This window comes from Streptomyces sp. NBC_00878 (assembly GCF_026341515.1).
Taxonomy (GTDB): domain Bacteria; phylum Actinomycetota; class Actinomycetes; order Streptomycetales; family Streptomycetaceae; genus Streptomyces.
Genome location: NZ_JAPEOK010000002.1, coordinates 263,778 through 281,627, shown reverse-complemented (window position 1 = coordinate 281,627; position 17,850 = coordinate 263,778). Strand labels below are relative to the sequence as shown.

At 69.8% G+C, this 17,850-nt stretch carries 17 protein-coding genes and 2 pseudogenes; 8 read left to right on the top strand and 11 right to left on the bottom strand.

Features of this window, described 5'->3' with window-relative positions:
- Positions 1-283 precede the first annotated feature (283 nt).
- The 4 genes from OHA11_RS45710 to OHA11_RS45695 all read right to left on the bottom strand — a co-directional run bounded on the left by OHA11_RS45710 (position 284) and on the right by OHA11_RS45695 (position 3,688).
- Positions 284-1,777 (bottom strand): metallophosphoesterase family protein, encoded by a 1,494-nt coding sequence (locus tag OHA11_RS45710; RefSeq protein ID WP_266508292.1) that lies wholly within the window; start codon positions 1,775-1,777, stop codon positions 284-286.
- A gap of 80 nt (positions 1,778-1,857) precedes the next feature.
- The gene (locus OHA11_RS45705; RefSeq protein ID WP_266508291.1) at positions 1,858-2,538 is read right to left on the bottom strand and encodes a response regulator transcription factor; all 681 of its coding nucleotides are present in this window, start codon (positions 2,536-2,538) and stop codon (positions 1,858-1,860) included.
- Positions 2,538-2,858 (bottom strand): sensor histidine kinase, encoded by a 321-nt coding sequence (locus tag OHA11_RS45700; RefSeq protein WP_266508289.1) that lies wholly within the window; start codon positions 2,856-2,858, stop codon positions 2,538-2,540. Before OHA11_RS45700 ends, OHA11_RS45705 begins: the two co-directional genes overlap by 1 nt.
- Positions 2,819-3,688: a sensor histidine kinase gene (locus OHA11_RS45695; protein ID WP_266508288.1), complete on the bottom strand. Its 870-nt coding sequence runs from the start codon at positions 3,686-3,688 to the stop codon at positions 2,819-2,821. The genes OHA11_RS45700 and OHA11_RS45695 overlap by 40 nt, the downstream gene beginning before the upstream one ends.
- Positions 3,689-3,938: 250 nt before the next feature.
- On the opposite strand from OHA11_RS45695, the gene OHA11_RS45690 reads away from it, so the two are divergent.
- Complete coding sequence (locus OHA11_RS45690; protein ID WP_266508287.1) at positions 3,939-4,616, top strand: hypothetical protein; 678 nt, start codon at positions 3,939-3,941, stop codon at positions 4,614-4,616.
- A gap of 419 nt (positions 4,617-5,035) precedes the next feature.
- Positions 5,036-5,548 (top strand): hypothetical protein, encoded by a 513-nt coding sequence (locus tag OHA11_RS45685; RefSeq protein WP_266508285.1) that lies wholly within the window; start codon positions 5,036-5,038, stop codon positions 5,546-5,548.
- A gap of 196 nt (positions 5,549-5,744) precedes the next feature.
- Here OHA11_RS45685 and OHA11_RS45680 read toward each other — a convergent pair whose 3' ends face one another.
- Positions 5,745-6,224 carry a DUF6069 family protein gene (locus OHA11_RS45680; protein WP_266508284.1) on the bottom strand — a complete coding sequence of 160 codons (480 nt, stop codon included), beginning with the start codon at positions 6,222-6,224 and terminating at the stop codon, positions 5,745-5,747.
- Between the two features lie 153 nt (positions 6,225-6,377).
- Here OHA11_RS45680 and OHA11_RS45675 point away from each other — a divergent pair, with 153 nt between their 5' ends.
- Positions 6,378-7,229: a class I SAM-dependent methyltransferase gene (locus OHA11_RS45675; RefSeq protein ID WP_266508282.1), complete on the top strand. Its 852-nt coding sequence runs from the start codon at positions 6,378-6,380 to the stop codon at positions 7,227-7,229.
- 67 nt (positions 7,230-7,296) lie between these two features.
- On the opposite strand, the gene OHA11_RS45670 is transcribed toward OHA11_RS45675, so the two are convergent.
- A complete protein-coding gene (locus OHA11_RS45670) occupies positions 7,297-9,900 on the bottom strand; it encodes a PA14 domain-containing protein (RefSeq protein WP_266508280.1) in 2,604 nt (867 codons plus the stop codon).
- A 158-nt stretch (positions 9,901-10,058) separates the two neighbouring features.
- Here OHA11_RS45670 and OHA11_RS45665 point away from each other — a divergent pair, with 158 nt between their 5' ends.
- Positions 10,059-11,072, top strand: a complete 1,014-nt coding sequence (locus OHA11_RS45665; RefSeq protein ID WP_266508278.1) for a LacI family DNA-binding transcriptional regulator — start codon at positions 10,059-10,061, stop codon at positions 11,070-11,072.
- Between the two features lie 191 nt (positions 11,073-11,263).
- On the opposite strand, the gene OHA11_RS45660 is transcribed toward OHA11_RS45665, so the two are convergent.
- Positions 11,264-11,608: a VOC family protein gene (locus tag OHA11_RS45660; protein ID WP_266508276.1), complete on the bottom strand. Its 345-nt coding sequence runs from the start codon at positions 11,606-11,608 to the stop codon at positions 11,264-11,266.
- 172 nt (positions 11,609-11,780) lie between these two features.
- On the opposite strand from OHA11_RS45660, the gene OHA11_RS45655 reads away from it, so the two are divergent.
- Positions 11,781-12,665, top strand: a complete 885-nt coding sequence (locus OHA11_RS45655; protein WP_266508275.1) for an AraC family transcriptional regulator — start codon at positions 11,781-11,783, stop codon at positions 12,663-12,665.
- A gap of 139 nt (positions 12,666-12,804) precedes the next feature.
- Here OHA11_RS45655 and OHA11_RS45650 read toward each other — a convergent pair whose 3' ends face one another.
- A complete protein-coding gene (locus OHA11_RS45650) occupies positions 12,805-13,437 on the bottom strand; it encodes a hypothetical protein (protein ID WP_266508274.1) in 633 nt (210 codons plus the stop codon).
- A gap of 285 nt (positions 13,438-13,722) precedes the next feature.
- Here OHA11_RS45650 and hemC point away from each other — a divergent pair, with 285 nt between their 5' ends.
- Positions 13,723-14,658, top strand: coding sequence for a hydroxymethylbilane synthase (gene hemC / locus OHA11_RS45645; protein WP_266508273.1), 936 nt, complete (start codon positions 13,723-13,725; stop codon positions 14,656-14,658).
- A 4-nt stretch (positions 14,659-14,662) separates the two neighbouring features.
- On the opposite strand, the gene OHA11_RS45640 is transcribed toward hemC, so the two are convergent.
- Both OHA11_RS45640 and OHA11_RS45635 read right to left on the bottom strand, forming a co-directional pair.
- Complete coding sequence (locus OHA11_RS45640; RefSeq protein WP_266508271.1) at positions 14,663-15,259, bottom strand: MBL fold metallo-hydrolase; 597 nt, start codon at positions 15,257-15,259, stop codon at positions 14,663-14,665.
- Between the two features lie 104 nt (positions 15,260-15,363).
- Positions 15,364-15,483 (bottom strand): annotated as a pseudogene (locus tag OHA11_RS45635) (muconolactone Delta-isomerase family protein); the annotation flags it as partial.
- A 13-nt stretch (positions 15,484-15,496) separates the two neighbouring features.
- Between OHA11_RS45635 and OHA11_RS48445 the strand changes: the two are divergent.
- Both OHA11_RS48445 and OHA11_RS45620 read left to right on the top strand, forming a co-directional pair.
- Positions 15,497-16,191 (top strand): annotated as a pseudogene (locus OHA11_RS48445) (LysR family transcriptional regulator); the annotation flags it as partial.
- 230 nt (positions 16,192-16,421) lie between these two features.
- Positions 16,422-16,994, top strand: a complete 573-nt coding sequence (locus OHA11_RS45620) for a GNAT family N-acetyltransferase (protein WP_323186799.1) — start codon at positions 16,422-16,424, stop codon at positions 16,992-16,994.
- Here OHA11_RS45620 and OHA11_RS45615 read toward each other — a convergent pair.
- A complete protein-coding gene (locus tag OHA11_RS45615; RefSeq protein WP_266508268.1) occupies positions 16,984-17,811 on the bottom strand; it encodes an SAM-dependent methyltransferase in 828 nt (275 codons plus the stop codon). The two genes, OHA11_RS45620 and OHA11_RS45615, sit on opposite strands and share 11 nt — an antisense overlap.
- Between the last annotated feature and the right edge of the window lie 39 nt (positions 17,812-17,850).

Below are 17,850 nucleotides of genomic sequence, written 5' to 3'. Positions count from 1 at the left end.
TCGCAGTGGGCGACTGTTCGTTCGTTGTGTTGTTGCTCGCTCCAGCCATGCGTGCCGGGTATCCAGCCCCACGATCGGCAAACGGCGACCGCGCCGCACAGTCTGATCCCATCGGGCGGCCGATGCCTGAGGAAGTGACAGGTCTGCCCCGTCGTACCTAGGATGCGCCCCGCGACAAGGAGCTGAGCCGCACAGCGACAGCGCGACAAGGAGCAGCGCCTCACATCGGCAGACGGTGCCTGAGACCTCACCGACCGCCGCGCACCGTCCCGATTCCCGATCGCTAGGCGGCACCACGGATCGGCGCTCGCGACGCGGGCGGGGTGATACCGGAAAGGTCGCGGGCAGCGACGCTGTTGCGGTCGCAGACCGAGCGGCCGAGGGCGTACTGCGGCCACAGACCCGCCGCCACACGTCGGCTGCGCTCACTCCACTCCCGGGCCGGTCCGCTGCTGGTCTTGTAGTAGTTGAGGGCGTAGCCGCCCGTGTGGATCCGCAGCAGGCAGAAGCCGCCCGGGTAGTCCTTCACGGCGCTGACCTCCTGCAGCGTGACGTGCCGCGCCTGTGGGAGGACGGTGCGCTTGTTGCGGTGGGTATGACCCGCGTGGTGGAGGAAGACGCCGGGGGCCACGGAGTAGGCGTCGAGGATCGCGCGGGCCTGGCGGCGGTTGAGGCGCTGCCCGGTCGTCACCGGGAACGGCGAATTGCGTACGGCCAGCGGGTGGTGTCCGAAGACCATGGTCGGCTGGTCCTTGTTCTCGTTCAACCGGGCTCGGAACCAGGCCAGTTGGTCGGTCGAGAGGCCGCCGGAGTCGCCGCCGTTGCCCCTCTTCTCGTAGGTGTCCAGTCCGACGATGCGCAGACCGCCGAGATCGCGTGCGAAGTACGCGGACCCGTCGCCGCCGGGGAATTCGGCCAGGAAACTGTCGCCGAACTGTTCCTGACCGCTGTTCGGTCTGGGCCGGTCGTGGTTCCCGCGTACCACGAAGTAGTCCCGCCCGTGTGTGCCGAAGCCGTCCAGGATCCGCCTGGCCTCCGTCAGATCGCGCGGTGCACCGCCGGCCGAGATGTCGCCCGCGGCCAGCAGATGGTCGGCGCCGCGTCGGCGGGCCTCGTCGACCAGGGCCCGGCCCATGATTTCCGGATACGGGGCGAGGCCGAGCCGCTGCGAGACGCCCCGCAGCAACGGGACACCGGCCACCAGCCCGGCCGTGGTCTCGCCCAGGTGCAGGTCGTTGCAGAGGGCGATCGACCTGAGGTGTCGGCCCGGCGGAGGCTGGGGCGTCGTGAAGGAGTACGGGCCGCCGCGCGAGCCGAACCCGTGCAGTGAGGTTCCCACGGCGTTGCCCTTCACGAGGTGCAACGGCGTGGGCGTCGCCGCCGAGCCTCGGGAGCGGGCCTGGTAGTAGTACGTCTGGCCGGGTTCCAGATCGGTCAGCTCTACGTAGTGGTGGGCTGTGCGGCGGCCCTCTGAGGCGGTGCGGTTCAGCCGGGCGGGGTGGGTGCCGTAGACGACTTCGCCCTCGGTCACCGCGGGGAGCAGGTGGCCGAACCCATCGTCGCTGCCGGTCACGCCGGTGTACCAGGTGATGACGGCCAGGTCCTCGGTGAGGGTGACCAGTTCCAGGTTGACGGCGGACACGGCATCCGGGTCGCGGGGGTGGCGTATCTGTGTCGTACCGCGGCGGGCGGCGGCGTGGAGGGCTCGGAGCAGGGCGGGGGCGAGGAGTGCGGCGGATCGTAGGCCACCGTGGGGAGCGGAGAGGCAGCAGTACATGTCTGATTCGTACCAGCTGGTGGTGAACTGCAACAGTGCCGCGAGCGGCGGCCACCTGAAACGACGGCGTGAGGCTGGTCTCACAGCAGGCCGAGGTCCCGGGCGCGGAGTGCCGCCTGGGTACGGTCGCGCAGGGCGAGGCGGGTGAGGATGCGGGACACGTGGTTCTTGACCGTGCCCTCGCTGAGGTACAGCCGCGCGGCGATCTCCCGGTTGGTGTGCCCCCGCGCCACGAGCCGCAGGATGTCCGTCTCACGCGGGCTCAAAATGGCGGCAGCGGTCTCCGCGGGGTTGGCGGTGGTGGTGGGAGTGGGAGTCGGCAGAGAAGCGGTGAGGTGGCGGGCGACGGACGAGTCGAGCTGGGTGACACCCGCGTGCGCCAGGCGTACCGCGTGGGCGAGTTCCTCGGCCGGCAGGTCCTTCAGCAGGTAGCCGTGGGCGCCGGCCCGCAGCGCCTGGACGACGTACTCCTCGTCCTCGAACGTCGTCAGCATCACCACCCTGCACTCCGGGGCCCGGCCGCGCAGGACGGCGACCGCCTCGATCCCGTCCATCTCCGGCATCCGGACGTCCATGAGTACGACGTCCGGGCCCAGTTCGAGCGTCTTCGCCACGGCATCCCGGCCGTCCACGGCCGTACCGACGACCACGACGCCCGGCCGGATGGCGAGCAGGGACGCGATGCCGTCCCGGATGAGCCGCTGGTCGTCCACCACCAGCACCCGGACCGGCGGTGCCTGTTCCTGGTCGCCGACGCTCATCACTGCCCGGCCTTCCCACGCGGAACGGTCACCGTCAGCCGGGTGCCCGTATCCGGGCCGCTGTCGATGTCCACGCTCCCCGCCACCAGGTGCACCCGTTCCCTCATCCCGAGCAGCCCGTACCCGGTGACGGCAGTGTCCGGTACGAACCCACGGCCGTCGTCGGTCACCACCAGTCGCGCGGTGTCCTCGGCCAGCAGAACCGCCACCGTCACCCGCGTGGCCCGCGCATGACGGCGCGCGTTGGTCACCGCCTCCTGAGCGGCCCGGTACAGGGCGGTCAGTTCGGCGGCGCCGAAGCCGTCCTCGTCACCTGCCACGTCGACGGTGACCACCGGCCGGGCCTCGCCGCCTTGTGCCAGACCGGCGAGCCCGACCGCGAGTGTGGGGGCGTCGCCTCGCCACGCAGGGCGCGGACCGACTGCCGTACGTCGCCGAGCGCGAGCTTCACCGAGCGCCTCGCCTCGTTCAGCGCCCGCTGGGCAGCATCGGGGTCCAGGGCACGGAAGTCCGAGGCCATCTCCAACTGCACGGACATCGCCGTGAGATGGTGACCGAGGCTGTCGTGGATGTCCTGGGCCAGCCGGTTGCGTTCGGTGGCGGCCGACAGTTCGGCGACCCGGGCGGCGTACGACTCCAGTTCGTGCCGGGCGCGCTGTTCACCGACGGCCACGGCGGCCATCGAGAGCGCCAGTACCAGACCGACGGTCAGCATCAGCAGGTCGGAGACGTGCTCCAGGTCGCGGTACCAGCCTGGAGCGGTCAGCACGTACACGGTGAGCAGCCCGGCCAGGCAGAGCGCGCCCAGTGCGAGCGCGGTCGTACGGCCGAAGGCGAAGTAGGCGGTGAACGGCAGCAGTACGAACAGCACTTGGGCCAGGTCAGAGGCGTCGAGAAGCACCGCCGCGCCGATCAGGGCGCACCGCGCCGGCAGCAGCGCCACAGGGGCTACGGGACGGCGGTGTCCCAGCGCTTCCAGGGCGAACAGCGCCCCGATCGCCGCGACGAAGCCGCCCGTTCGCCAGACCGACGGCCCCGGGCCGTCGCCCAGTCCGGCCGCCGTGTAGTACAGACCGCCGACGAGCACCGCGCCGTACAGCAACGGCGGCACCCACCGCACGGGCCCGTACGCCGCCACGCGCATCCCCATCCCCCTCCCCTCCCCGTTGTCGTCAGGCTAGGCCGAACGCGAGGGCTCAGCGGCATCGCCGCGGAAACTGCGGGCGGTCTGCGGGCGGTTGATGCCGAACGGCACGTGCCGAACGGCCGGACAGCGCAAGGGAGATGGTGACCTTCGGCCGCCGATGTCCCCGTTCTGCACCTCCCGCCGCTGATCAGCGGCTCTCTACGGTTGCGGCCTGCCCACTGCCAGAACCGTCGGAGCAACCGGAGTTGACCTCATGTCCTCGCCCACCACGTCGCCCACCACCTCGTACGTCACCTCTCCCTCGTACGTCGCCTCATCGGCGTTTCGCGCCGGCGCCCTGTGCGGGGCGCTGGCCGGTCTGCTGATCGCTCTGCCCGCGCTGGTGGAGGCGTTCACCGGGGAGACGAGTGCGACCAGCGTCCTGCTCGGCGTCTCCCCCGCGTTCGCTCTGCCGCTGCTCACCGCGTTGCATCTGCGGCAGCGACCTGCCACCGGCCGCTTCGGAGAGGTGGCGCACACCGTGAACCTCATCGGTCTCGGTCTGTTCGGCGGTGCCGCGTTCGCCTCGAACCTGGTGCTGTTCTACTTCGACGAGGACGTCATCGACGAGGTTCTGACCGGCCCGACGATTCCGGCGCTCATCGGTTGTGCGGCCGTGTTCGCCGTGGGTTGTGCGCTGTTCGGGACGGCGATGATCCGCGCCCGGGTGTTCCCGAGGCTTCCCGCCTGGGGCTACGCCGTCGTCCTGCCGCTGTTCGCGTTCGTCACGGGGCTGCCCGACAGCCCGCTCACGAGCGCTCTGCACGTCCTGGTCGGTGTCATCCTGATGTGGCTCTCGGCCGCGCTGTGGCGCACGGCGCGGGACACCCGACACGCGGCACAGCCGCCGCGCGGGGTCGGGCCATCGGACTCCTCGGACACGCTCCCGTAGCAGCAGCCGGACGTTCGCGAAGTTCGCGGTGCCTACGGTACGGAACTCCTGCCGTAGCAACCGCGACTTCCCCCGCCCCCGGTCAAACGGCCGCACAGCTGGCCCAAAGTATACGATTGACCGAAAACGCGTTCGCGTCACTTGCGGCGGTGGCCGTTCAGCGGCGCCCCGGCACAGCTTGTATCCGCCATTACCGCCGCACCGTTCCAGGGAAACCGAACCGCGGTGCGCGCCGCGCTCATCGGGCCCTCGATTCCGCGTTGCCGTGCAGTGATGCGGTAAGTCGCCGTTGATGGAGAGCCTTCACGAGGGCATCACCGAACGTCCACTTCCGGCCGAGCGTCGTTCCGGGTGTGCCCGTTGGGGAAGACGGTGCGTTCACGGTTTGCCTAGCCTCCCGGGTCATGCGATCAACACAGATGAGACGCATCGGTCTCGCCGGCATCTTCGCCCTTGTCCTAGCCCTGTTCGGTCTCGCGCCCAGCGCGAGCGCGGCCGAAGCGGGCCCGGCCGATCTGACCTTCACGACCGACAGCGCCACCACGACTCCGGGTGGCACGGTGAATCTGTCGATGACGCTCACCAACAACAACACCTACGACGTCTGGTTCATCTACCAGACGATCGAGCCGACCTGGCTGACCACGCAACGGCCCGACCTCAAGTACAGCTTCACCGGTTGCAGCCTGGCCACGGCGGCCGGCAGCGTGCCGTGCTCCGGTACCGGACCCGCCAACCTCGGCACCAACTACGGCGCCACCATCCCGCCCGGTCAGAGCCGGACCGTCACCCTGACCCTGCAGGTCGCCGCCGACTCCGGCTGCAACGGGAACATCGGCTTCTACTCGTACTTCTACGCCGAGTTCAGCGACACCACGAGCACCAGCGGCGGTCCGGTCTACACGCCCGAGACCCGCGTCCTCTGCGCCTGACCGCATAGTCGGCGCCACGTCGGGGTGAGCACGCCCCCGCCTGATCCATGACGCACCGACGGCACAACACGAAGCCTGTGGCGGCCGGACCACGTGGTCCGGCCGCCACAGGCACTCCCCGTCCGAGGCGCGGGTCGCATCGCCACCGATGGCCCGGGGTCTTCAAGCGAGCAGCGTTTCCGGCCGACCGCGCCGTTCACCGGCGCCGGTGGGAGAGCCGACGCGCCACCACGGGAATGATCACAGCGGCGGCCACCAGGTGGGACACCGCCAGGACGACCTGGGTGGACGTCGCCGTGTGCGGGGCCAGCGCGGGACCGGCCACGGACAGCGCGGTGAGCGCGACAGTGCACACCACGAACGTACGGGCGGGCCGCTTCGCCCAGCGGGCCAGGGCCACCGCGAGAACGATCCCGGCAACGGACCAGAACAGCACACCTCCGAAGAAGCCGCCCACTGGGATCTCCGCCGCTTCCGTGGCGCCGGGACTGGCCGCCTCCATCGGTACACCCACCCCCCGGGCGACGAGCCCGAACGCCTCGGTCACGACGGCACCGGCGAGGGTGGCCAGGGCACCGACCTGCCACACGGGGCGTGTGTCGAGCAGCCGTGCGGACCGGGGAAGGGCCCGGGGCTGGGCGGCGATGGTCCGGGTCTGGGGCGTGGTTGCACTCATGGCGCTGACTCCTGCTTCGTTGTTGGGTGTTGATGCCTTTCGCAGGGGTAGACGGCGAGCCGCCGCACAACTCATCGGTCAGCGGGCGACTCCTTTCCGGGTGCCGTACGAGAGTTGCTTCGGCGAGAGCGGTTCTCGCGGTTGGATGGCTCCATGACTGAGGCTGCCGAACGGTTCGATCCCGCGGTCCGGGAGATGATGCAGGCCAACCGGGCGAACTGGGACGCGCGTACCCCCATACACCTGGACAGCCGGTTCTACAACGTGCGGGAGGAGCCCGATCCGTTCCGTTGGTTCGCTCCCTTCGAATGGGAGGACCTCGGCGAGTTGGCGGGGCGGGATGTCGCGCATCTGCAGTGTCATCTGGGCACTGAGACCGTCGCGTTCGCCCGGCGTGGAGCCCGTACGGTCGGCCTGGACATCTCCGGGGCGTCGGTGGCCGCGGCCCGGGACCTCGCGGCGAAGGCGGACTGCGCCGTCGAGTACGTCCGCGCCAATGTGTACGACGCGGTGGACGCCCTTGGCCCACGACGCTTCGACGTGGTCTACACCGGAAAGGGGGCGCTGTGCTACCTGCCGGATCTGGACCGCTGGGCGGAGGTGATCGCCCGCCTCCTCAAGCCGGGTGGACGGCTGTACCTCGTCGAGTTCCACCCTCTGCTCAACTCCCTTGGGCCCAAGCCCGATCCGGACGAGGGCCCTGACCTGGTGCTGCGTCACGACTATCTCCAGGGGCGCGGCGCCATCCGCGGAAACTCCGCCCATACCTACACCGACGGTCCGGCCGTCGACGGAGCGACGGAGAGCTTCGAGTGGCGGCACGGCCTCGACGAGGTGATCAACGCGTTGGCCGGGGCAGGCCTGCGCATCGTCCGGCTCCGCGAGAGCGAGGAACTCCCCTGGCCGCGCTTTCCGCAGATGATCCGCACCCCGGCCGGCTGGTGGCGACTGCCCGACAGCGCCCCGCACATCCCCCTGCTCTACGGCCTGCTCGCCTCCCGCTAGGGACGCGGCCACAATGGCCGCAGCCGCCCGGCGAGCGGCGGGGAGCCGTTCGCCGGGCGGGCCGGGGTCAGGCGCAGCCGGCGGGAGTCGGCCGCGACGCGTCGTTGATCAGCGCCTCGTGGGCCGCCTTCAGTCGCCGCACGTCGGGCTTGACGACCGCACGGTCGTACGTGATCAGCCCGTTGAGCTCGCCCTCGACGTCCGCGATCTGGGTGTACACCGCGCCGTTGCCACCCTTGCAGGCCAGGGCGTGCACCTCGGCGAGCTTGGTGAGGTAGTCGTCGGTGTAGGTGGCCGGGTCGACGTCGACGTAGGACTGCTGCACCGACCAGGCGTGTCCGGGCACGGCCAGGCCGAGGCCGCCGTACTCGCCCATGACCAGGGCCCGTTTGCCGTCCGGGTGCGGCGGTAGCGCGGGGCTCGGGTAGCCGTGCTCGTCCATGATGTCGCCGGTGCCGCCGTCCGCGCCGAGGTTGAGGCCCGACTGGTTGTTGACCAGGCGGGTCGGGTCCCAGGCCTTGGCCTGTTCGGCGATGCGGCCGACGTCGTACTGGCCCCACCCTTCGTTGAAGGTGACCCACATGACGATGGACGGGCTGCTGATGTGCTCGTCGATCATCTGCTTCATCTCGCGCTCGTACTGGGCGCGGGCCGCGGTGGACGGGTTCACGCCCGCCGTCATGGCCGGCATGTCCTGCCACACCAGCAGGCCGAGCCGGTCGGCCCAGTAGAACCAGCGGTCGGGTTCGACCTTGATGTGCTTGCGGACCGCGTTGAACCCCATCGCCTTGTGCATCTTCAGGTCGTAGGCCAGGGCCTGGTCGCTCGGGGCGGTGTGCAGGCCGTCCGGCCAGAAGCCCTGGTCGAGGGTGGCCATCATGAAGACCGGTTGGCCGTTGAGGACGGTGCGCGGGGTCCCGTCGACGTTCTCGACCGCGATGGACCGCATGCCGAAGTAACTGCCGACGCGGTCGGCCCCGACGGTGACCACCATGTCGTACAGGAACGGGTCGTCCGGCGACCACAGGTGCGCGTCGGGGATCTTCAGGGTGAGCGGGCTGCCGGTGATTCCGGTGGCGGTGGCGACCTTCCGTTTGCCGTCGTACGCGGTCGCGGTGACCGGGAGGCCGGTGCGCACGCCCTGCGGGTCGACAGTGAGGGTGCCCGTGCCGGCGTCCGGGGTGAGTTTCAGCGAGTCGACGTGGTCGGCGGCGACGGGCTCCACCCACACGGTCTGCCAGATGCCGGACGACGGGGTGTACCAGATACCGCTCGGGTCGAGGCGCTGCTTGCCGATGGGCGGGTTCTCGCCGCTCGCGGCGTCGGTCGGGTCGTAGACGCCGACGATGAGCTCCTGGGTGCGGCCAGGCTTGAGGGCGTCGGTGATGTCGGCGGCGAACTTGTCGTAGCCGCCCTTGTGTTCGGCGACCTTGGTGCCGTTGACGTAGACCTCGGACGCCCAGTCGACCGCGCCGAAGTTGAGGCGCAGGCGCTTGCCGGAGCCGATCTTCCAGTCGGACGGGACGGTGAAGGTGCGCCGGTACCACATCCGGTCCTCGTGCCGCTCGATGCCCGACAGCTGGGACTCGACGGGGTACGGGACGAGGATCTTCTCGGCGAGTTTCCGCCCCACTGGGGGCTGTTCACCCGCCTTGGCCGCGGCGAACTGCCAAGTGCCGTTGAGGTTCTTCCAGTTGTCGCGCGTGAGTTGCGGGCGCGGGTACTCGCGATGCGCCGTGGCCGGGGTGACGTCCTTCGCCCACCGGGTGCGCAGTTGGTGGGTCGAGTGGTTGGCGCCGCTGCTCCAGAAGGCCTTGACAACGTTGCCGTTCGTGCCGGTGAGGCCGCCCGATCCGTCGTAGCGCACATCGGTGGCGCCGCGTGCGGTGCCGGTCTTGTTGCCGACCACGGGTTCCTTGAGGGCGACCAGCAGCGACCTCGGGTCGGCCGGGTCCAGACGTGCCCCGTCGAGCGGCCAGGTGGCTCCGCCGATCACGGCGCCCAGATGGTCGGTGAGACCGGGCGGGGGCGCCACGAGCGGCTGGGCGAAGTCGAGTCGGAGGGTGCGGCCGTCCTTGAGGACCGTGGCGGCGATGGCGCCGTCGTAGTCGTAGCCCTCGGGCAGCAGGAAGGCCGACTGCGGGATGGCGGTCTTGGTGCCGCCGGGCGGGGTCCAGCGCACATGGAGGTTGGAGCCGCCGTAGTGCTCGAAGTACTCGATCTTGATGTCGTAGGCCTTGCCCGCGGTCAACTCCACGGGTTCGCCGGTCTGTTCGCGGTCCCAGTCGTCGACCCAATGGTCGATGGCGAGTTTCCCGTCCACCCAGAGGCGGAAGCCGTTGTCCCCGATGACCGAGAAGGTGGTGGGGCCGGTCTTCTCCGGCACGATCCGGCCGGTCCAGCGGACGCTGACGTCGTCCGAGCGCCCGGTCGCCGAACGCAGGCGGGGTTCCAGGTTGTCGAAGTCGAGCTGGGGGTCGAATCCGGTGGCCTTGAGTTCGTGGAAGTCGAAGGCACCGGGGGCGGACTGGGTGTAGTACTCGCCCTTGAGGCCGTGGATCTCGGGTGGATCCTCCGCGGCCGTAGCGGTGGGTGCGGCGGCCAGTCCCGCGGCACCCAGCACTGCTGCGACGAGCAGGGCGAGGCTGTTTCCGAACGGTCTGATGCGCACGAATCCTCCTTGGTTGAGGAAGGGTGGCGGCTCGATGCTTCAGTCTGTACAACGTTGGAAGCAGAGGCAGTTGGCATGAGAGCACGGCTCCCGACAACTGTCCAGGTTCATGACAAAGCTCCGGCCGTAGAGCCCCCGTCGATGCCGAGGAGATCCCTTTGCGGGTCAGCCTGAAGGACGTGGCCGAACGGGCCGGTGTGTCGATCAAGACCGTTTCCAACGTCGTGAACGACTATCCGCACGTCACACCGGCGATGCGCGCCAAGGTGCAGGAGGCCATCGACGCACTCGGCTACCGGCCGAACCTCACCGCGCGCCACCTGCGCAAGGGCCGTACGGGCATCATCGCGCTCGCCGTTCCCGAGCTCGGCAACCCCTACTTCGCCGAACTCGCCGGCGCGGTCGTCGACGCGGCGGCCCGGCACGAGTTCACGGTCCTGCTCGACCACACGCGCGGCGACCGCGAGCAGGAGCTGCTGGTCAGCCAGGGTTTCCGGGCCCGGGTGATCGACGGGCTGATCCTCAGCCCGCTGGAGCTGGAAGCGGAGGACCTGCGCGGCCGGGCCGATGACGTACCGCTGGTGCTGCTCGGCGAGCGCGAGTACGACCTGCCCTTCGACCACATCGCGATCGACAACGTGGCCGCCGCGCGGACGGCGGTACGCCACCTGATCGGCCGCGGCCGGACCCGGATCGCCTACCTGGGCGCCCGCACGGACTCCGCGAACCGCCCCGCCCATCTGCGATTCGACGGCTGGCGGGCGGAGTTGACGGCGGCGGGCCTGCCGGCCACGGACGAGCTGATCGTGCCCGTCGCAGGCTGGGACCGGGACGACGGGGCCCGGGCCATGGCCCGATTGCTGGACGCCGGCCTACGGCCCGACGCGGTCTTCGCCTACAACGACCTCATCGCGATCGGTGCCATGCGGGTGTTGCACGAGCGCGGGCTCAGGGTGCCGTGGGATGTCGCCGTGGTGGGTTTCGACGACATCGCCGAGGGCCGTTTCGGCGCCGTCTCGCTGACCACGATCTCACCGGACAAGCAGGCCATCGCGCGCCTCGCGATGGGCTCGCTGCTGCGCAGTCTGTCGGGCCGTCAGGAGCCCGGAGGACGTGAACTGCCCGCGGAGTTCCGGCTGGTGGAGCGGGAGAGCACACTCGGGCGCCGCTGATCACGGCCCGGACCAACGGGCCGAGATCTCGGTCGGAAGGGTTTACGTCCCTCTTCCAACTTCCAACGATGTAAAGGCCGGCAAGTATGCGCGCAGGTGACGGTGCCGACCGGGCGGGAACGGATGACGAACTCCCGGTGGCCGGGCCGGTCCCGGCGCGTCCACGGCTCAAGACGATTGAACGGTTTCCCTCAGCGTGCGGGGCCGCCGAAACCGAACTCGTTGCCGTCCTGATCGCGGTAAGTGACCTTGCACATGCCCTCTTCCACGTAGGTCTCGCGCGTCGTGGGCTCCAGTCCCCGATCGGCGATGGCGGCGACGCGGGTGTCGAGGTCTTCGACGAGGAGGGTGTGGATGGCGTGGCCGGCCTGCTCGGGCCGCCGCACGATGTACACGTACCGATGCTCCGCGAGTTCCCATACGGCTTCCGTGTCATTGGGAAAGAACGCGGGCGGCGAGCCGAGAAGCCGTTCGTACCAGGCCAGTGCCGCCGGGTAGTCGTTGACTGGGATGCCTGCGAAGAGGTCGAGGGCCATGCCGTCATGGTAGGCCGGTGTCATCCGGCGACGCGTTTCCCCGCTCCCTCGCCGAGGTCGGTCCGCCGCCGCGGACGAAGCGCCGCCGTGCCCGACCGGACCGGGCACGGAATGTCGGGTCCGGCAGGGTGGGTCCTTCCTAGCGTGAGTGTCGAAAGGGAAGGAGGTCCGAGTGCTGGAGCGGCTCAACCAGGCCATGGAGCACATTGAGTGCCACCTCGATCAGCGCATCGAGGTGTCCGACCTGGCGCGGATCGTGGTGACGTCGGAGTACCACTTCCGGCGGCTGTTCTCCGCGCTGGCGGGGATTCCGCTGTCGGAGTACATCCGGCGCAGGCGCCTCACGGTCGCGGGTGCCGAGGTGCTGGCCGGTGAACGCACGCTGCTGGAGGTCGCGGTGCGTTACGGCTACTCCTCGGGGGAGGCGTTCGCGCGCGCGTTCCGCGCGATGCACGGCGTCGGTCCCGGCGAGGCCAGGCGGGTCGGCGGGAGTCTGCAGTCCCAGCCCCGGATGTCCTTCCGACTCATCGTCGAAGGGAGTAGCAGCATGCGATACAGGGTCGTGGAGAAGGAGGAATTCCGTGTGGTGGGCAAGAAGGCGCGTGTCCCCCTCGTGCACGAGGGGGTGAATCCGGCCATCGCCGCCTTCATCCGGGGCCTCGGCCAGGAGACGCTCCAGCGCATCGAGCGGCTGTCCGATCAGCATCCGGAGGGGCCGGAGGGGCCGGAGGGAATCGTCTCGGTGAGCGACAATCTGGCCGACAGCCGAGCCGAGGGAACCGAACTCGACTACTACCACGGCGTGGTGACCCGCGCCGACGTGCCCGAGGACATGGACGCACTCACCGTCCCGGCCGGGACCTGGGCCGTCTTCGAGAACTCCGGGCCGTTTCCGCAGGCGCTCCAGTACCTGTGGCGGGATGTGTTCACCCAGTGGTTCCCGTCCAACCCGTACCGAAGCCGGCCAGGGCCCGAGATCCTGCGGACCCGGCTGTCACCGGATGCCGCACACGCGGACGCGGAACTGTGGATCCCTGTGGAGCGGACAGCGGTCTGAGGGACAGCACGCCGCCCCGGTGCGGCGGCGCGGGACCGGATGGCCAACACCGTCTCGTCCCGCTCCGCCGCACCTGAGCTCGCAGTACGCGTCACTCACCGACAGGTGTGCCGCGTGCCTGGGTACGGACGGGTACGGGTCACGCGGCGTTGCCCGCCGTGAACGGACCGAACTCCCAGGTGCGGTCGCCGAAGACGGGCGAGGCCTCGATGCTGATCTGTACGTCCTCGACCTTGAGGTCGTGCTGCGTCGGGGTCATTCCCTCGGCGCAGTCGACCTCCACCGGCGCGAAGTTCACGAACCAGCCCGGCCCGAAGTCGGTCGTTGACGTGTCACGGTACTGGCCGAGCACGTACGCCGTGATCGGGGTGTAGTAGTAGGAGGACATCCTCCGCTGCTCGTTCACCTCGAAGGCGGTGTCCCAGTCGAAGACGCCGTTCTCGTCCATGCAGCCGAAGGTGCGGGACGTCGAAACGGTCGCCCGGAAGTACGAGTTGTCCTGCACTCCCTCGATGAAGCCGGGCTGTTCGCGCACATGGCTCAGCTTGGTGTAGATCGAGAAGCCACCGCAGCCTGCTGTGGGCCAGTAGTCCCGGATGTACAGCTGGCACTTGTTCGGGCCGAAGTAGGCATCGGGATCGGGCGTATAGGGCTGCGGGACGATCGCTTCGAACTGGCCCACTGTCATCTCGACGCGCGGTGTGGTCTCGTCGGCGTCGCTTCCCGGGCTCGCGGCCTGCGCCACCGCCGGACCCGCGAACACCAGTGTCATCCCCGCGAGTAACGTGCCCAGCAGTCTGGCCACCCTCGTTGTCCGCGTCACTGTCTCCCCCTGTGTCCTCGTACGCACCGCCCATCTTGGGCGGTGTCCATATACGACACGACATACGACCTACGGCGCGGTCATATGGTTGCGTTGCGCGCCGAGAGCAGCCGAGGGCAGGACGGCTCGCCGCGGCGGACCGGCATGTTCCAGTGATTGACGGTGAATGAAGGTGAATGAAAGGGAATGACGGTGGATGCGGGACGGGCGGGTCCAACGGTCTATCGTGATGGCATGTCCGTCCCTGAACTGATCCGTATCGTCTCCCGCGACTCGCCCATGGCCCTGGCTCAGGTGAAGCGCGTACAGACCGAACTGGCCGCGCTCCACCCGCACATGCGCACCGAAGTGGTGCCCGTGAAGACGACCGGCGACAAGTGGATGGGCGATCTCGCCCTGGTCGAGGGCAAGGGGGCGTTCACCAAGGAGGTCGACGCCGCGCTGCTCGCCGGGGAGGCGGACCTGGCGGTGCACTGCGTCAAGGACGTGCCCGCCGACCGGCCGCTGCCGGCGGGCACCATGTTCGCCGCGTTCCTCAAGCGGGACGACATCCGCGACGCCCTCATCCACCCCCGCGGACTCACCCTCGACGAGCTGCCGGACGGAACCCGGATCGGCACCTCCTCGGTACGCCGCATCGCGCAGTTGGCCGCTTCGCACCCGCACCTCGAGTGCGTGCCGTTCCGCGGCAACGCCAACCGGCGGCTGGCCAAACTCGCGGCCGGTGAGGCGGACGCGCTGCTGCTCGCGGTCTCCGGCCTGGAACGTATCGACCGCACCGATGTGATCAGCGAGATCCTCTCCCCCGAGACCATGATGCCGCCGATCGGCGCGGGCATCCTCGCCCTGCAGTGCCGCGAGGGCGACACGACGGTCATCGACACCGTCAGCGCACTCGGTGACCCGGACACCTACCGCGAAGCCACCGCGGAACGCATGTTCCTCCACGTCCTCCAGGGCCACTGCAACTCCCCGATCGCCGGCTACGCCACGGCCGGACGGGGCGGCGAACTCTCCCTGCGCGCCTGCGTGTTCACTCCCGACGGCAAGACCCAGCTCAACGCCCACGAATGGGCGGGCCGCCTCGATCCCGCCACGCTCGGCACCTCCGTCGCGGTGGCCCTGCTGCGCCAGGGTGCCCGCGACCTGATCGACGGCATCGCCCACTGACGGTTCAGAGGGAATCGCCGGGCGCCAGATAGCGGTAGCCGCAGTCGGTCGACTCGGCGAGCCAGCCGTTCACGCTGCTGAGGCCACGATGGTTGATCTGGGCGTCGTGTATCGGGAACGCCCTCTGCGGTTCGATCGCCTTGACGAAGCTGATGGCCTCCGCCGTCTTCATCCACGATCCCTGGGCCGGGACCAGGAGCGTCTCGATCGGCTGCCCAGGGACGTGGAGCGAGTCACCGGGATGGTAGACCGCCTCGTCGATGACGTAGCCGAGATTCGCGCAGTCCGGTTGACCGTCGTGGATGAACGCGTGACGCCCGCCGACCGCTCGTACTCGGAAACCCGCGGCGGTGAACTCGGTGCCGGAGGACACCCCGATGGTCGCCGGCCGCGGAATGTGCGCGTCGGCCGGGGCGTACACCGGCACGCCGAGCCCGGCCAGCCGAAGGACGTCGATGTGATCGGCGTGCTCGTGCGTCACCAGCACGGCGTCCGCGCCCCTCAAGGCCGCCGGCTCGCTCCACGTCCCGGGATCGATGACCAGCACCCGGCCTTCGTGTTCGAGCCGCACACATGCATGGGTGTATTTCGTGATCCGCATGGCGTCCCAACGTACGCCGCACGCCCGCTGGTTCCAGGCTCCCTGCACAGACGGGTGCACAGTGGCGGTAGCCGCCAACGGAAGTCGTGGCGCGTGTCGAGCCGTCACGGCGTGGCGTCGGTCCCGCCCGGGTCGTTGGGGTGGGACTGGAGAGCGGTGACGGTGAGGGTCATCCACGGGCGCAGCGGCAGCGTGCCGAGCACCTTCGTGTGGAGTTCCTCCTCTACGACGACGGGCGTGGAGTTGCGTCAACTGCGGTATTTCGTGGCGGTCGCCGAGGAGCTGAACTTCGGCCGGGCCGCCGAGCGGCTACTGATCGCCGGCCCGTCTTTGTCGCAGCAGATCAAGGCACTCGAACGCGATCTGGGGGTGCGTCTCTTCGACCGTGACCGCCGTTCGGTGTCCCTCACCGCGGCCGGTACCGCCCTGCTCCCCACACCCGCGCCCTGCTGGAACGGGCCGACGACCTCCAGCACCGCGCCCGTCGGCTGTCTGGATCGGATCCGGTGCGGCTCGGTTACGTCAACTGGCTTCCGGCGGACCTGACCGCCCGCACCTCCGCCGTGGCCCAGCTCCACATCGACGCGTGGATCGCGCCCTCCCACACCCAGGCCGCCCGGGTCGCCGACGGCAGCCTGGACCTCGCCGTGTGCTGGGTGCGGTCCGAGGACCTGAAACGGCACGGCCTGGAGGCCCGGCTCATCGGCGCCGACCGGCTCTACGCCGTCGCGACCGGCGACGACACCAGCGACGTGGCCGCTCAGGACACCGTCGTCCTTCTCGACGACGACACCACCTCCTGGTCGTCCTGGAACGCCTACGCCGAGCAACTGGCGCAGGACACCGGGGCCCACGTGGCACGCATCTTCGACGGCGGCATCACCGGCCCCGCCTTCTTCGACCACGTCCGGCGCAGCAGCCGCCCGGTCATCTTCACCACCCCGACCGTGGGACGCGGGCTCGCCATGAGCCTGCAGCGCTGCCCGGCGCCCGCGAGTTGCTGCGCGCTCCGGCCCTCGCCGACGCGGTCGCCCGGCTCATCCCCGAGATCGAGCAGCACGCACCGCCCGGACCTTCACGGGCCGACCTCCTCAAAGCCGTCGAGGGCAAGGTTTCCTGAAATCCGCTGGCGGGCCCGTCCGACGCCGGTGAACATCACGGCATGGGCATCTTCCTGGAGACCGACCGGCTGGTGCTGCGGCCGTTCACCGTCGCCGACGTCGACCACCTGCTCGCGCTGGACGGCGACCCCGACGTCATGCGGTTCATCAACGGTGGCCGGCCGGTGACCCGCGAGGAGATCCGGGAACGGACCCTGCCGCGGCTCCTGCACGACCACCCGTGCCTGGGAACGCGCGGCTACTGGGCAGCCGAGGAGAAGGCCACCGGGCTGTTCCTCGGCTGGTTCGAATTCCGACCCACGGCCGAGGACAGCCCGGCCGTCGTCGAACTCGGCTACCGGCTCAACAAGGCATCTCGGGGCTGCGGCTACGCCACCGAGGGGTCGCGGGCCCTGATCGACAAGGGCTTCACCGACCTCGGAGTCGAGCGGGTGACCGCGAACACCATGACGGTCAACACCGGGTCCCGGCGAGTGATGGAGAAGGCGGGCCTGTCCTTCGTCCGGACCTTCACCCAGGACTGGCCGGACGCGCTCGCGGGCTCCGAGCACGGCGAGGTGGAGTACGAACTCACCCGGACCGAGTGGCGGCGGCACCGCCGGGCTACGGCTTGACGCCCACCCCGGTCCACAGGCTGACCTCGGCGTCCGTCGGCTGCCGCTCCGTGGCCACGTGTTCCTGCCGCGCGTCGGGGCGCCAGCGGTGGCCGACGGAGATGCCGGGGTCGAGCAGGTCGAGGCCGTCGAAGAAGCGGGCGACGTCCTGCCGGGAGCGGAACCGCACGGGCGTGCCGGCGCCCGTGTAGATCGCGGTGACCTTCGCCCAGGTCGGCGGGTCGAAGTCGGGCGTGCAGTGGCTCAGGGCCAGGGCGCTGCCCGAGGGGAGGGCGTCCAGCAGACGGCCGACGATCGCGTACGGGTCCTGGGCGTCGGTGACGAAGTGCATGAGGGCGTTCAGGGACAGCGCCACGGGCTGGGCCAGGTCCAGTACTTCTGCCAACTCGGGGGCGTTCAGGAGCGATTCGGGGTCGTTGACGTCCGCCTGGACGTACGTGGTGCGGCCCTGGGGTGTGCTGCGCATCAGGCGCTCGGCGTACTTGAGGACGAGGGGGTCGTTGTCGGCGTACACCACCCTGGCCTCGGGGACCACCGACTGGGCGACCTGGTGGAGGTTCGGCTCGGTGGGGATGCCGGTGCCTATGTCGAGCCACTGGCGGATGCCGTGCTCCCGTGCGAGGACCCGGGTGGCCCGGTGCATGAAGGACCGGTTCTCCCGGGCGCACACGAAGATGCCGGGATAGGCCTCCGCGACCGTCTCCGCCGCCCGCTTGTCGATGTCGAAGTGGTCCTTGCCGCCCAGGTAGTAGTCGTACATGCGGGCGGAGTGCGGCCTGCTGGTGTCGATGTCCCGCGCGGCGTGGGAGGTGCTCATTCTGTCCCTTTCAGGGGTGTGCGTCGGCGTGCCGGGCAG

What these genes read in the sequence shown, in the direction of transcription:
- OHA11_RS45710 (WP_266508292.1), bottom strand. Translation starts at nt 1,777, where the DNA reads ATGTACTGCTGCCTCTCCGCTCCCCACGGTGGCCTACGATCCGCCGCA.
- OHA11_RS45705 (WP_266508291.1), bottom strand. Translation starts at nt 2,538, where the DNA reads ATGAGCGTCGGCGACCAGGAACAGGCACCGCCGGTCCGGGTGCTGGTG.
- OHA11_RS45695 (WP_266508288.1), bottom strand. Translation starts at nt 3,688, where the DNA reads ATGGGGATGCGCGTGGCGGCGTACGGGCCCGTGCGGTGGGTGCCGCCG.
- OHA11_RS45690 (WP_266508287.1), top strand. Translation starts at nt 3,939, where the DNA reads ATGTCCTCGCCCACCACGTCGCCCACCACCTCGTACGTCACCTCTCCC.
- OHA11_RS45685 (WP_266508285.1), top strand. Translation starts at nt 5,036, where the DNA reads ATGAGACGCATCGGTCTCGCCGGCATCTTCGCCCTTGTCCTAGCCCTG.
- OHA11_RS45680 (WP_266508284.1), bottom strand. Translation starts at nt 6,224, where the DNA reads ATGAGTGCAACCACGCCCCAGACCCGGACCATCGCCGCCCAGCCCCGG.
- OHA11_RS45675 (WP_266508282.1), top strand. Translation starts at nt 6,378, where the DNA reads ATGACTGAGGCTGCCGAACGGTTCGATCCCGCGGTCCGGGAGATGATG.
- OHA11_RS45660 (WP_266508276.1), bottom strand. Translation starts at nt 11,608, where the DNA reads ATGGCCCTCGACCTCTTCGCAGGCATCCCAGTCAACGACTACCCGGCG.
- OHA11_RS45650 (WP_266508274.1), bottom strand. Translation starts at nt 13,437, where the DNA reads ATGACACTGGTGTTCGCGGGTCCGGCGGTGGCGCAGGCCGCGAGCCCG.
- hemC (WP_266508273.1), top strand. Translation starts at nt 13,723, where the DNA reads ATGTCCGTCCCTGAACTGATCCGTATCGTCTCCCGCGACTCGCCCATG.
- OHA11_RS45640 (WP_266508271.1), bottom strand. Translation starts at nt 15,259, where the DNA reads ATGCGGATCACGAAATACACCCATGCATGTGTGCGGCTCGAACACGAA.
- OHA11_RS45620 (WP_323186799.1), top strand. Translation starts at nt 16,422, where the DNA reads ATGGGCATCTTCCTGGAGACCGACCGGCTGGTGCTGCGGCCGTTCACC.
- OHA11_RS45615 (WP_266508268.1), bottom strand. Translation starts at nt 17,811, where the DNA reads ATGAGCACCTCCCACGCCGCGCGGGACATCGACACCAGCAGGCCGCAC.